General features: G+C 64.8%; 11 protein-coding genes and 3 tRNA genes. 10 read left to right on the top strand and 4 right to left on the bottom strand.

What is annotated here, in order from left to right; genetic code table 11:
* The first annotated feature begins 53 nt into the window (after positions 1-53).
* The 3 genes from D1J51_RS14295 to D1J51_RS14285 all read left to right on the top strand — a co-directional run bounded on the left by D1J51_RS14295 (position 54) and on the right by D1J51_RS14285 (position 3,327).
* Positions 54-1,631 carry a leucyl aminopeptidase family protein gene (locus D1J51_RS14295; protein WP_119076297.1) on the top strand — a complete coding sequence of 526 codons (1,578 nt, stop codon included), beginning with the start codon at positions 54-56 and terminating at the stop codon, positions 1,629-1,631.
* Positions 1,631-2,977, top strand: coding sequence for a M18 family aminopeptidase (locus D1J51_RS14290; protein WP_205547927.1), 1,347 nt, complete (start codon positions 1,631-1,633; stop codon positions 2,975-2,977). The genes D1J51_RS14295 and D1J51_RS14290 overlap by 1 nt, the downstream gene beginning before the upstream one ends.
* Before the next feature lie 65 nt (positions 2,978-3,042).
* Entirely contained in the window at positions 3,043-3,327 is a 285-nt protein-coding gene (locus D1J51_RS14285) for a hypothetical protein (RefSeq protein WP_119076295.1), read from the top strand.
* A 69-nt stretch (positions 3,328-3,396) separates the two neighbouring features.
* Here the strand turns inward: D1J51_RS14285 and D1J51_RS14280 are convergent, their stop codons facing one another.
* Positions 3,397-5,343 carry a primary-amine oxidase gene (locus D1J51_RS14280; RefSeq protein WP_119076293.1) on the bottom strand — a complete coding sequence of 649 codons (1,947 nt, stop codon included), beginning with the start codon at positions 5,341-5,343 and terminating at the stop codon, positions 3,397-3,399.
* 206 nt (positions 5,344-5,549) lie between these two features.
* On the opposite strand from D1J51_RS14280, the gene D1J51_RS14275 reads away from it, so the two are divergent.
* The 3 genes from D1J51_RS14275 to D1J51_RS14265 all read left to right on the top strand — a co-directional run bounded on the left by D1J51_RS14275 (position 5,550) and on the right by D1J51_RS14265 (position 5,864).
* A tRNA-Glu gene (locus D1J51_RS14275) sits at positions 5,550-5,622 on the top strand.
* A 29-nt stretch (positions 5,623-5,651) separates the two neighbouring features.
* Positions 5,652-5,728, top strand: a tRNA-Asp gene (locus D1J51_RS14270).
* A gap of 63 nt (positions 5,729-5,791) precedes the next feature.
* Positions 5,792-5,864 (top strand) — tRNA-Phe (locus D1J51_RS14265).
* A 260-nt stretch (positions 5,865-6,124) separates the two neighbouring features.
* On the opposite strand, the gene D1J51_RS14260 is transcribed toward D1J51_RS14265, so the two are convergent.
* Positions 6,125-7,285, bottom strand: coding sequence for an IS1249 family transposase (locus tag D1J51_RS14260; RefSeq protein ID WP_162903861.1), 1,161 nt, complete (start codon positions 7,283-7,285; stop codon positions 6,125-6,127).
* A gap of 147 nt (positions 7,286-7,432) precedes the next feature.
* On the opposite strand from D1J51_RS14260, the gene D1J51_RS14255 reads away from it, so the two are divergent.
* On the top strand, positions 7,433-8,740 hold the full coding sequence (locus D1J51_RS14255; protein ID WP_119076289.1) for an ISL3 family transposase: 1,308 nt from the start codon (positions 7,433-7,435) through the stop codon (positions 8,738-8,740).
* 149 nt (positions 8,741-8,889) lie between these two features.
* A complete protein-coding gene (locus D1J51_RS18025) occupies positions 8,890-9,159 on the top strand; it encodes a hypothetical protein (RefSeq protein WP_162903860.1) in 270 nt (89 codons plus the stop codon).
* A 7-nt stretch (positions 9,160-9,166) separates the two neighbouring features.
* Here D1J51_RS18025 and D1J51_RS14250 read toward each other — a convergent pair whose 3' ends face one another.
* Both D1J51_RS14250 and D1J51_RS14245 read right to left on the bottom strand, forming a co-directional pair.
* Positions 9,167-9,478, bottom strand: a complete 312-nt coding sequence (locus D1J51_RS14250; RefSeq protein ID WP_119076287.1) for a type II toxin-antitoxin system RelE/ParE family toxin — start codon at positions 9,476-9,478, stop codon at positions 9,167-9,169.
* Positions 9,475-9,759 (bottom strand): ribbon-helix-helix domain-containing protein, encoded by a 285-nt coding sequence (locus D1J51_RS14245; protein ID WP_119076285.1) that lies wholly within the window; start codon positions 9,757-9,759, stop codon positions 9,475-9,477. The genes D1J51_RS14250 and D1J51_RS14245 overlap by 4 nt, the downstream gene beginning before the upstream one ends.
* A gap of 138 nt (positions 9,760-9,897) precedes the next feature.
* On the opposite strand from D1J51_RS14245, the gene D1J51_RS18020 reads away from it, so the two are divergent.
* On the top strand, positions 9,898-11,670 hold the full coding sequence (locus tag D1J51_RS18020) for an AIPR family protein (protein WP_162903859.1): 1,773 nt from the start codon (positions 9,898-9,900) through the stop codon (positions 11,668-11,670).
* A gap of 534 nt (positions 11,671-12,204) precedes the next feature.
* On the top strand, positions 12,205-12,447 hold the full coding sequence (locus tag D1J51_RS18015; RefSeq protein ID WP_162903858.1) for a hypothetical protein: 243 nt from the start codon (positions 12,205-12,207) through the stop codon (positions 12,445-12,447).
* The last annotated feature ends 190 nt before the right edge of the window (positions 12,448-12,637 follow it).

Genomic DNA, 12,637 nt, shown 5'->3' with positions numbered 1-12,637 from the left:
GCGCTCGTCAGGCTCCGGGCCGCCCGCGGCCCGGGCGGGATAGGGTTGGATCCATGACCGTTGTGATTGATCCCGCTTTCGATCCCGTTCCTTCGCTCGAGCGCTCCACGCGCGTCAGCGTCTCGCACCGGCCCCCCGAGGGTCCCGGTGCGACCGCCGTGTTCGTCGCCTCGGAGGGCGAGCTCCCGGGCGGGGCCTCCCGGATCGGGCGCGAGGCGCTCGCCGCGGCCGGCTTCACCGGCGCCGCGAACCAGACGCTGCTGCTGCCCGGCGCGCCGCTGCGCGTGCTCGTCGGCACCGGCGAGAAGGGTATCGAGACCGACGCCCAGCTGCGCGACGCCGTGGCGGCGTTCGCGCGTGCGGCTCGCGAGGCGGGGAGCCTCGCGGTGGACCTCACCGATCTCCTGGCCTCCGGCGACTGGGACGCCGGCATCGCCGTGCAGGCCGCGATCGAGGGCGCCGTGCTCGCCCGCTACCGCTACGACGCGCTGAAGGGCGACCCGAGCACCGTGGCTCTCGACGAGCTCATGCTGCAGATCGCCGAGGAGCACGCCGAGGCGGCCGAGTTCGGCGTCGAGCGGGGCCTCGTGCTCGCCCGCACCGCCGCGCTCGCCCGGGATCTCGCCAACACCCCGCCGCGGCACCTCAGCGCCGTCAAGTTCGCCGAGGTGATCGAGCGCCTCGCCCCCGAGTTCGGGCTCGAGGCCAAGGTCTTCGACCGCCAGGCGCTCATCGAGCTCGGCGCGGGCGGCCTGCTGGGCGTGAACGCCGGCAGCGTGGAGGAGCCGCGCATGATCAAGGTCTCGTACCGGCCCGCCGACCCCGACGGGCACCTCGCCCTCATCGGCAAGGGCATCATGTACGACTCGGGCGGCATCAGCCTCAAGCCGTCGAACGCCATGCACGCCGCCATGAAGTTCGACATGATGGGCGCCGCCGCCGTGTTCTCGTCGATGACCGCGCTGCGCGAGCTCGGCGTCGCGACCGCGGTGACGGGCTGGCTGATGTGCACCGACAACATGCCGTCGGGCAGCGCGACCAAATTGGGCGACGTGCTCACGATTCGCGGCGGCAAGACCGTCGAGGTGAAGAACACCGACGCCGAGGGCCGCCTCGTCATGGCCGACGGGCTCGTGCTCGCGACCGAGGACGACTCCGTCGCGGATCGGCGCCCCGACGCGATCGTCGACATCGCCACCCTCACGGGCGCGGCGATGATGGCGCTCGGCACCCGCACCGCCGCGATGCTCGCGAACAACGACGCCGTCGCCGCACAGCTCGAGGCCGCCGCCGAGGCGACCGACGAGAACATCTGGCGCTTCCCGCTCGACCACCGCTACCGCGATCAGCTCAAGTCGAGCACGGCCGATCTCTCGAACATCGGCGGGCAGTACGCGGGCGTGATCCTCGCGGCGCTGTTCCTGGGCGAGTTCGTGGACGGTACCCCGTGGGGGCACCTCGACATCGCGGGCACCATGCAGGCCGAGAGCGACGACCTCTGGCGCTCGGCCGGGTCGACCGGTTTCGGTGCTCGGCTGCTGGCAGAATTCGCGGCCGCGTTCGAGAAGCCGCGCGTCGAGGAGGCCGACACCGAGGCGGGCGAGACTGCGGAGGACTCGGAGCCGTGCTGATGGAGCAGCGGCGCCCGGGCGCGCGGAGCCTGCTGGCGGATCTCGACGCCTACATCGACGACTTCGCCGACTTCGTGGCGTCGGCGCCGAGTTCGTACCATGCGGCCGGTGCGCTCGCAGGGGCGCTCGCCGCCACCGGATTCGAGGCGCACGACGAGACCGAGGCGTGGGCACCGGTGCGATCCGGATCCCGCGGTTTCGTGGTGCGCGACGGCGCGCTGATCGCCTGGCGCGCGGGGGAGGGCGTCGACGCGACGAGCCCCGTGCGCGTGCTGGGAGCGCACACCGACTCGCCCGGTTTCGCGCTCAAGCCGCGACCCGACTTCACCGCCGACGGCTGGGCGCAGGCCGGGGTGGAGGTGTACGGCGGCCCGCTCATCAACTCCTGGCTCGACCGCGACCTCGGCTTCGCCGGGCGCTTCGTGACGCGAGACGGTGCCGAGCATCTGGTGCGCACGGCGGCCGTGGCGCGGATCCCGCAGCTCGCGATCCACCTCGATCGCGAGGCGAACACGGGGCTCGTGCTCGACCGGCAGCGCCACGTGCAGCCCGTGCTGGCCGCGGGCGCCGAGGGCGTGTCGGTGCTCGAGCTGCTCGCCCGGGAGGTCTCGCCGCCGCGGGGCGGTGGCGCCGCCGCGTCGTCCACGGACGGCGGGATCCCGCCCGGTGACGTCGTGGGCGCCGACGTGCGCCTGTACGACACGCAGTACCCGCAGCGCATCGGCGCGCGGGCGGACCTCTTCGCGTCCCCGCGCCTCGACAACCTCAGCTCGACCTTCGCGGGGCTCGTCGCGCTGATCGAGAGCGAGCCGGCGCCCGGCACCATCGCGGTGCTCGCGGCCTTCGACCACGAGGAGCTGGGCTCGGGCACCCGATCCGGAGCCTCCGGGCCGTTCCTCTCCGACGTGCTGGGCCGGATCCGGGCGGGCCTCGGGGCGAGCGCGGAGGACGCGGCCCGGGCGAACGCCCGGTCCTGGTGCCTCTCAGCCGACGCCGGGCACTCGGTGCACCCCAACTACCCCGAGAAGCACGATCCCCGCGTGCGGCCGCTGGCGGGTCGCGGGCCGATGCTGAAGGTCAACGCGAACCAGCGCTACGCCAGCGACGCGCACGGCGCGGCGCTGTGGCGCGGCGTCTGCGAGGTCGCCGGCGTGGCCACGCAGGAGTTCGTCTCGAACAACACGGTGCCGTGCGGTTCCACCATCGGCCCGCTCACCGCGACGCGGCTCGGCATCCGGACCGTCGACGTGGGGGTGCCGCTGCTGTCGATGCACTCGGCGCGCGAGCTGGCCCACGTGGACGACCTGCACGGTCTCGCCCGGGCCATCGGGGCGTTCTTCGCGTGAGCGCGTTCTCGACCGTTCCGGGGGTGCGCTGTCCGAATCGTGCCGCTGTTCGCTAGGATCGTGCTATGAGTGAGATGCAGCAGGCGGGTAACGGCAGCGTGGCCCTGACGCGCGAGACGCTGACACCGAGCGTGCAGCGCATCGGCGGCCGCGACATCGAGATCACCTTTCTCGGCGAGAACGCCTACGGGCAGCCCACCTGGATCATGTGGAACGCCGAGGAGCCGTACCTCATCGGCATGCTCTGCCAGGGCAGGATGGGCTATCGCTTCGAGCAGCGCACGAGCTCGGGCACGATGCTGCACGAGAACATCTCACTGAGCCGGGTGCAGCGCGCGCTCGGCGGCTGAGCGGTACCGGATCCCGACCCGCGTGCGTCGGAGGGAGCAGGGGGAGTTGACGCCCCCTGCGGCGCGACGCTAGTGAGTCCCTGCTCCGCGGTCGCACTCGCAGGATCCTCCCGTGCAGCACGACCCCTTCGCGGGGGAGCGCGGTGCGTCGAGCGACGGGTTGCGATCGAAGAAGCCGAAGGGCTTCAGCGTGAAGGAGACCTTGTCGACCGGCATGATGGGCCAGTCCTCGCTGCGCGTGATGTGGTGGATGCCGAAGACGTACCAGAGCACCACATCGGTGTCGACGAGGCTCTCGTCGTCGGCGATCCAGGCGCTCATGCCGTTGCCGAGGTCGTTCTTCGACTGCGTGGGGTAGTCGCCCGCGGGCCAGCTCTCGCTGTCGTGGTGCCTGGTCACCCACAGCGTGTTGCCGATGACGGGGTTGCGGCGCAGGATCGGCGACGACTCGTCGAACATGGCGGGGAACGAGGCGCTCGGTACGAGCTTGTACGCCGTCGGGGCGCCCCAGGCGTTGAGGCGGCCCGGGTTCTGCACCTTCCACGCGCGCTGCCGCTCCCAACTGTACGGGCGGCCCGCCTCCCGCTCGGAGGCGATCACCGTGGCCTGCGTGTTGAGGTCGAGACCGAGGGGGTTCGCGTCGCCGATGGGGGCGGGCAGCGAGTCCGACTCGACCACCGTGTTGGCGTCTCCGTCGACGTCGAGGTCGAGGCGGGCCACCAGGAAGTGCTGGTGGTACGGCGCGTAGGTGCGGCGGTCGACGACCGTGCCCGTGGGGAACGCGGCGCCGTCCTCCTCCATCGGCGTGCTCACCATGATGCCGGTCGCGCGGATCTCGCACTCGATGTTGCCGTCGGGGTAGAAGCGCCAGTAGACGAGGTACTCGTAGTTGGCGACGGTCGCGTGCACGGAGACCACGAAGCGCCGCATGCGACGCACCTCGGTGCCCGCGTCCGGGTCGACGTGCTTCCACAGCACCCCGTCGTCCTCCTCGTGCAGGCAGATCGCGTTCTTCGTGATGCGCGGCTGTCCGCTCGTGTCGGGCAGCACGCCGTCGAGGTAGGTGATCTCGCCCAGGCAGTCGCAGCCGAACTCGAGCGAGGTGCACATGTAACCGAAGCCCCACTCGCCGATGTCGAAGGCGGTGCGGCGGTAGTGGTCGAAGCTCGAGTCGCGGTAGGGCACGATCATCTCGGCGAGCGACATGCGGTACGCGATGTCGCGGTACTCGTCTCCGTCCCTGAAGCGCACCTGGTAGAGCACCGGGCCCTCGCGGTAGTTGAAGCCGAGGCGGAACTCCCAGTCCTGCCAGCGCAGCAGCGAGCCGTCGAGCTCGAATGACACGCCGTCGGGCTGGATGATGTCGAGCGGCTTGAGATCCTTCCGCTCCTCGATCCCGCGCAGCTCGGGCGCGTACTCGGCGTCGACCTCTGGGAAACCGCGGTCGTGCCCCTCATCGATCTGCAGCACCTCCATGGTGTTGACGTCGACGACGACCTTGATGCCGCTGACCGGGTGGGCGTAGGGGTTGCCTCCCGGCCGCGCCCGCCTCCAGATGTCCACCCAGCCGAGGCGCCGATCCCGCCACTGCTCCGGCATCACCTCGTGACCGTAGGTCCAGAGGTCGAAGAGCACGAGTTCGGGATCGACGCCGCGCCGCGCCAGGGCGTCCCGGACTCCGGGATCCCGCCGCAGCGTCGCGTCGCAGTCGTGATACTCGTCGACGGTGAAGTTGGGCGTGACGCCGGGAACGTGCGCCCAGCTCTCGAGCGCGCGCTCCGTGAGGTTGACGACGGCTTCGTAGACCTCGTTGCTCTGCTTCTTCCAGAGCACGGCGAGCGAGCGTCGCACGATCGGGTCGCCGGCCCTCCACGCCTTGACCTCGGCCTTCGGGGGTTCGCGAAGGATGATCGACGCGTAGCGCCAGCTGTCGTCCACGCCCCTCTCTGCGGCCAGCAGGGCAGAGGTCGCCGAGAGCTCGTCTGCCGTCAGCGAATCGAGTGGATGCGATCCCATGATTCCTCCAGTCGATGGGCGGCGCCGTCGCAGCTCATCAGCTCCAACTGTGCCACGACTCGGGGCGGTTTGTGAATTCAGCCGCGGTTCCTCGGGTGCGCACCACCAGGCGACACGCCGGAGATTCTGCGTTCGTCGGTCCGATTTGCGCTGAACGCGAGATTCGGCATAGGATTTCATCTCGGTAGCAAGCGAGCAATCGCTTCGGCCCCATCGTTTAGCGGCCTAGGACACCGCCCTTTCACGGCGGCAGCACGGGTTCGAATCCCGTTGGGGTCACTGACACCGAATACAATTGAATACACCATGGCCCTGTGGCGCAGTTGGTTAGCGCGCCGCCCTGTCACGGCGGAGGTCGCGGGTTCAAGTCCCGTCAGGGTCGCCAGATGAAGAACCCTTCCCTGGAAGGGTTTCTTCGTCTCTGGCGGTCGCCGTATGGTGAGTGCCCGGCTCTGTAGCTCAGTTGGTAGAGCGTTCGACTGAAAATCGAAAGGTCACCGGATCGATGCCGGTCGGAGCCACGTAGCGGCTATTACACCGCTACTGAACCCCCGCGTAGCTTCTACATCGCGGGGGTTCTTTATTTTCCCTGGTCAGGCGGTGGTTCTGAGCGCCGCGTTGCCGGTTGAGGTTCGGTGCCATGAGCTTGTCGAAGGGTCGAAACCAAGGTGCTGTTGAGGCTCACAAACCGAGTCCGCGATGACCTTGGGCCAAATTTGGGCCATTGCGGCGGCCGGAGTTGCGGCCTATAGGACAAAACGTGTGGATAGCGTTGGGCGTGTCATCCCCGGCCAGCCCACCCTTGGCGTAGCCGGAGCCCTTCGGTAGCGTCGAGGCCGGTGTCGTAGAGCACGGGTCCGGGATCTGGCTCGCTCAGTCGCGGACGAGGCGCTCGACGGGGCCGGCTTTCGTGCTGGGTGAGTACTCGCATTGGGTCGGGTTGTTCGGAATGGAGGTAGAGCCACCACTCGATCGCTCGGCGTTGATGTTCTTCTGGCATGCTCCGGTGATGGAGCAGCTGGAGCCGCATCTGTGAGTTCGTGCCGCCCTCGATCCCGTTCGTCGTCGAGGGCACATGCAGATGTGTCAGCTCGGGGTCGAGGAAGGTGAAGAGATGACCGGCGCGGATCACTCGACGCAGCACCTGATGCCCTGAGCGGAGCCGCTGATGGGTGTACCACCACGTCTGCCCGGGCTTCGCCCACGAGGGCACCTCGAGAGTGTCTTTCCGGTAGCTGCGCTCCTTTGTGAGGTGGAGAAACTCGCCCTCCCACGCGAGCAGCAAACTCGTCCACTTTTCCGCATCAGCGATGGTCTTGACCTTGGTGAGTTTCAAGGCGAGGCCCCATAACGCCTTCCCTGCAGCCGTTTTCGACCGAGTAGTGACATATCTGCGGACGTTGCGTTGCAGGTGCACCAGACACCGTTGGATGCGGGCATTTGGCCACTGCTCTTTCAACGCAGCATGCATGCCGGGGCCGCCGTCGCACACCACGACCTGAGGGGCGGGAAGTCGCTTCATGAGCGCGCTCCATGCGGCGTATCCCTCGCGTGAACACCATTGCGCGGCGATCACAGTTCCTCGGTATCTGGCCGTTAGCACGCACCAGCCAGTACGGAGATTGAAGCCATCGATCTGGAGCACGTCATACACGGCTCCGGTGATCGGGAGGTGTGGGCGGAGTTCCCAGCACCAGGCGGTCTTGCGGCGGAACTGGCGGGCGGCGCTCGCGCCGCCCGGGTCATGTTGCGCGGCTTTGCCAGTGATCCAGTCGAGGAACCGTGTGAGCTGGGCTCTGCGTGTGACATCGCCGCGCTGACGGGTGGACGAGGCCCCGCAATCGGGGCATTTCCAGCGTTGACTCCCTGCCGCGGTTCTGCCGTTCTTCACGAGCTTCGTATCGCATACCAGACAGAAGGTCGTGTTCAGGGTGTTCGGCACAGTTAAGGGTGCCGGAGCATAACTATCCCTGTTTTGCGGCTCTTGTGACTGATCCGTGGGTGAGTGAAGCGCGCGGGAAGCGGGACACGCCGTTCCTGGCCTAGGTTTTGAGGTGTTGAATCTCCAAAACCAGACCAAGAGAACGGCGTGCAAGAAACCACCCTATGGCGGCGTGTGCTCGGAGTCGAGCAGACGACCGTGATCGAAACCATCGAATACGACGAAGACGACGGCTGCGTGACCACTCACGTACGTCCCTCGAAGCGGCTGAAACCCCGCTGCGGGAGATGCGGTCGGCTCGCTGGCCGCTACGACCAGGGCGAGGGGCGCAGGCGCTGGAGAGCTCTCGATCTCGGAACAGTGCCGACGTATCTCGAGGCCGACGCGCCCCGGGTCGTTTGCCCCGACCACGGAGTGACGGTCGCGCAGGTGCCCTGGGCCCGTCATGGGGCTGGGCACACGAGGTTCTTCGATGATCAGACTGCGTGGCTAGCGACAGTGACATCGAAGAGCGCGGCGACCGAGTTGATGCGCATCGCGTGGCGAACTGTCGGATCAATCATCACCAGGGTGTGGGCTGACACCGAGGCCGAGCATGACCTCTTTGCGGGGTTGACCCGGATCGGGATCGACGAGATCAGCTATCGGAAAGGTCAGAAGTACCTCACCGTCGTCGTTGACCACGACACCGGGAGGCTGGTGTGGGCGGCGCCTGGCCGTGACAAGCAGACCGTGAGACGGTTCTTCGACGAGCTCGAAGCCTCGGGAGCAGGCCGGTGCCAGCAGATCACGCATGTCACCGCGGACGGGGCGGAATGGATCAGCAGCATCGTGACCGAGCGCTGCCCCCAGGCGGTACTCTGCGCTGACCCGTTCCATGTCGTGAAGTGGGCGACCGACGCACTCGATCAGGTGCGGCGGGAGGCGTGGAACGATGCCAGGAAAGCCGCACGGCAGCTCCCCAAACGAGGGGTGGGGCGTCCCGCGAAGCATGACACGTCAGCTGGTGAGCGCGACAAAGCTCGCGCGTTAAAAGACTCGAGGTACGCGCTCTGGAAGAACCCGGAAGACCTCACCGGGCGGCAGTCGGAGAAGCTGGCATGGATCGCGAAGACCGACCCGAGGCTGCACCGGGCCTACTTGTTGAAGGAAGGGCTGCGTACGGTCTTCAAGCTTGACCACGAATCGGCAGCAGTGGCGCTTGATAGGTGGGTGGCGTGGGCGCGGAGATGCCGCATCCCGGTGTTCGTGAAGTTGCAGCGCACGATCACGCAGCATCGTGACCGGATCCTCGCCTCGATCGAGCATCGCCTTTCGAACGGGCGGATCGAGGCGGTGAACACGAAGATCAGGCTCCTCACGAGGATCGCGTTCGGGTTCCGCTCGACCGACGCGTTGATCGGTCTCGCGATGCTCACGCTCGGCGGCCATCGGCCCCGGCTCCCAGGGCGGTGACCCACGGATCAGTCACAAGAGCCTGTTTTGCCGCGTGATTATGCGGCTAGATCAGGTTTCCATCCACACGTTTTGTCCTATAGGCCCTTAAGGATCGGCACGACCGCGAACGCCTCTCGCTACTCGCGCAAGAGTTGGGAGCCGAACGGGTGCGCCGCGACCCGGTACGAGCACGGTTCATCCGCCCCGACCGCGAAGCCCGCAACGCGCACGCACAGGCGACGGTGGCGCGGCGCGAAGCCGAGGAACTGCGCGCCCTACTGCCTGAGGAAGCCGCCGTGCTGATTGAAGCGAAGCGTGCAGCGGCGGAAGAAGCGCGGCAGCTCGCCGCCGATCGTGCACGACGGTTGCGCGGGGCAATCAACCGAGAACCTTCGAGCACGCAGTCTCGACGCGATGATCCTGGTCTCGGGCTGTAACCAGTGCTCAGTCGAGACTGTCGAGGATCAGAGCCTCGTAGTCGCTGCCACCGTAGTAGACGCCGTGAATCTCGACCTCATTGCTGGCGACCAGGAACGCGATCATCGCTCGCCGACGGAACCCGATCACTCGCATCCCGGGCGTTAGGCCATCCCGAGCACGACCCCGGAGGGGGAAGTCTGCTAGATCATCGCAGTAGTCATAGATCGAGAGCACGAATCGCTGTGCGATTTCCGGCCCAGCTTCACCCGCGATCCAATCGTAGATCGCGCGTAACTGTCTATGGGCACGCGGTGAGTAGACGACCTGATGCGTCACGAGGAGCTGTCTGCAAGGCGCTCGGCATGCCAGCGGGAGAGCTCGGCGCGCATCTCCTCTGAGCTGATGGCCCGCGAGGGATCGGCGCGCAGCTCTTCGACGGAGGCGACTACCTCGGTGCGCAGCCAGTTCTCGACTGCTTCGTCGCGCGCGAACAGTGCGCGCAAGCCATCGCGCACGACCTCGCTCTCGCTGGCGTATGCACCGGAGGCGACGCGCTCCTTGAGAGCGTCCGCCATGCTGTTGGGGAGAGTGATGCTGAGTTGCTTCGTGGTGCGCATGATCGAACCTCGCTTTCGAGTATGACTCAATCCTACTAAACTTGAGCCAGCCCGAATATACTCTTCCGCCCAATACCTGGTGATGAATTTCCCCGAGGCTGATGAGGCTTATCCTGAGGTTGAGTGAGAGGAATAGCATTGCCGAAAAGTGGAAGCCCTGGGTTCAGTGCCTTTGAAGGAAGAGATGACCTTCGCAAATTTGGCGACAATGCGCTTTTGCTTTTTCTGGCGCAGTTACGTCTCGGGATTGACGACGTTGAAGCGTTTGCCGCCAATGCGCTTACCGACCATAGCAACGATAAGAAAGCTGATCTCGTTGCCGTGGTGAATGACGGCACAAAGGTGGTTGTAGCTCAGGGTTATTTTTCCGAGGTGGTCAAGCCTAACGCGCCCGCGAACAAGGCGTCAGATCTGAATACAGCTGTCAGCTGGCTTATTTCTGGGTCTCTCGAGGGTGTTCCTGCTGTTCTGCGTGGGGCAGCGGAAGAAGTTCGTGCCGCGTTGGAAGCCGGAACAGTTGCAGAATTTGAAATCTGGTACTCGCACAATCGCCCGGAGTCGGTAAATGTGCAACAGGAGCTAGATCAGGCTGCCAAGACGGCTGACGCTCTCATACGGCGGGAGTATCCAGAGGTCGATGTCGATGTATCCGCCATCGAGTATGGTCTTGCAGGTTTGGAGTCCGCTTATGCCCGAACGCAAGCTCCGATTCTTGTTGATGGTGAGTTCGATTTTTCCGTTCCGGGCGGATTTGAAACTCAGGATCGAGGTTGGTCGGCGTTTTCTACGATTCTCAGCGCAGCAGACCTAAGGTCTTTGTGGAAGAATCACGGAACTGACTTGATGTCTCCAAACGTTCGCGATTACCTGGGAATGACTAGGAAGCAGGGCAACATCAACTTTGGCATTAAGGAGACCGCCAAGACCCAACCCGAGAACTTCGCAATCTTCAACAACGGCATCACTATTCTCGTGAACGCCTACTCTTATGATCAGGTCAAGCAGGAACTCTCGGTGCGGGGTCTGGGTATCATTAATGGCGGACAGACTACTGGCGCCATAGGTGAACTCTCCGATACTGAAGCGGCACGACTTTCTGATGCCCGAGTGATGGCGCGTTTTGTCAAGTGCACAGAACCCGAAGTTCTAGAAAGTATCATTCGTTTCAACAATACTCAGAACAAGGTGGAGGCCACCGACTTCAGGAGCAAGGATCCGGTTCAAGAGCGTCTTCGGGCAGAGTTCAGCCAGATTCCCGAAGCCGAGTATCGAGGTGGACGGCGTGGCGGCTCGAGTGACGCCATTCTGAGAGTAAAGGGTCTTCTACCCGACTCGTCGGTGGCCCAGGCGCTTGCTGCTTTCCATGGGCGACCGAACCTTGCTTATAACGAGACCCGTGCGATCTGGGACAACGACGCGGTCTACGCGAGCATATTCCGTGATTCCCTTACGGCTCGCCATATAGTCCTCGTGTTTAGCCTGCTTAAAGCGATCGATGATGCCAAGCAGTCGATTATGGTGATCCCGGAGAGCGACCGAACAGAAGCTCAGAAGCGACATGCGGAGTTCTTCCGTTCTCGGGGCTCGAACATGATTTTTCTGGCGGCACTTGGAGGATGTATCGAGACAATACTGGACCGTCCAGTGACCGACCGGATGCAATTGGTCTTCAGCGACAATCTCTCTCCGGCAGACGCGCAGAATATTTGGCAGCCGATAGTCGAAACTCTTATTGCATTCTCCAAGAACCTCTCTTCTGCGACAGACCAAGGCCTCAAATCGCAGGACAAGGTGGCAGAGGCTATTGAGAGTTTCTCCTCCATGGTTGAAGCCACGAGGGCTGCGAATGTAGCTCCATTTGAAACGGTCTCACAACGAATTGCTTCCCTTCCAGCCCGGGACAAGAGTTAGGTGAGATACGTGGGAAGGGGCATTAACCGGAAGCTACTGTGCATGGGCCATCGTTGGGCCATTCTTTCCGCGAAAAGCAACTGAAACCAACTGACACTCGCCGATCCGAACCGCGTGATTCTGCCGATCAGTCTATATATTAAGGTGCAGGAAAACCCCTGGTCAAACTGAAAATCGAAAGGTCACCGGGTCGATGCCGGTCGGAGCCGCGTAGCGGAGATTGCACCGCTACCGAACCCCCGCGTAGCTTCTACATCGCGGGGGTTCCTCTGTTTTGCCTGGTCAGGCAGGGTTTCTAAAACGTCTGGTACTCGCGACGATCCTGCCCCTGCGACTCCGAGAACAGCGGATAGGGCTCCTTGCCGTTCATGGCCTTGCGCACATGCGGCAGCAGCGCCTTGACGATCGGTACCTGCCGTTCCTCGTGGTTCTTCGGGGTGGCTCGATCAGCTCCCCGTTCAAGCCCAGCGAAAAGCTGCGGCTCGCGCGCAAGCCGCGAAGATCGAGGCCGCGATCAACAAGCGACTGTTCGCGATGGAGCGCGTCACCACGCTCGCTGGCAACAAGATCGTGCTCCCAAGCGGCGGCAGGGTCGGTGACCGCGACGTCTGGAAACCGCTCGGCGACATGAAGCAGGGACGCGACCTCTACGAGCTTGTCGTGTTGCGGCACGGCAGGGCTCTCGGGACAGGGCGACCGGAACCCGTCGGCAACGATGACGGAGATCAATGGCCCTGGGCTAGAGAGAGCGGACGGGGAACACCTGCGTTCGCTTGATTACTCTATCTCGCTCCCGACTCGATAGCGCCCTGCGCGAGTCGGCCAAGTACGAGTCGAGCGAAGCCCGTGAGGTGAAGTGCAGCAGTTGCACCTCGTTGGGGCTGTCGTTGCTGCCGTCGCTCTGGGCGCGCTGGATGATCTGCCCGCCGTGCGGGTCAAGTCCTTGGACGTGGTGTATCGGTGATCG

The sequence above is a fragment of the Leucobacter sp. wl10 genome (assembly GCF_003569785.1).
In the GTDB taxonomy this organism is placed as follows: Bacteria; Actinomycetota; Actinomycetes; order Actinomycetales; family Microbacteriaceae; genus Leucobacter.
Note: the sequence above shows the minus strand (reverse complement) of the source record. Positions and strands in the feature narration are given on the sequence as shown.

Excerpts from the sequence above, each read along its gene's own strand:
- D1J51_RS14295 (WP_119076297.1), top strand. The coding sequence starts at position 54 with ATGACCGTTGTGATTGATCCCGCTTTCGATCCCGTTCCTTCGCTCGAG.
- D1J51_RS14290 (WP_205547927.1), top strand. The coding sequence starts at position 1,631 with ATGGAGCAGCGGCGCCCGGGCGCGCGGAGCCTGCTGGCGGATCTCGAC.
- D1J51_RS14285 (WP_119076295.1), top strand. The coding sequence starts at position 3,043 with ATGAGTGAGATGCAGCAGGCGGGTAACGGCAGCGTGGCCCTGACGCGC.
- D1J51_RS14280 (WP_119076293.1), bottom strand. The coding sequence starts at position 5,343 with ATGGGATCGCATCCACTCGATTCGCTGACGGCAGACGAGCTCTCGGCG.
- D1J51_RS14245 (WP_119076285.1), bottom strand. The coding sequence starts at position 9,759 with ATGCGCACCACGAAGCAACTCAGCATCACTCTCCCCAACAGCATGGCG.
- D1J51_RS18015 (WP_162903858.1), top strand. The coding sequence starts at position 12,205 with ATGGAGCGCGTCACCACGCTCGCTGGCAACAAGATCGTGCTCCCAAGC.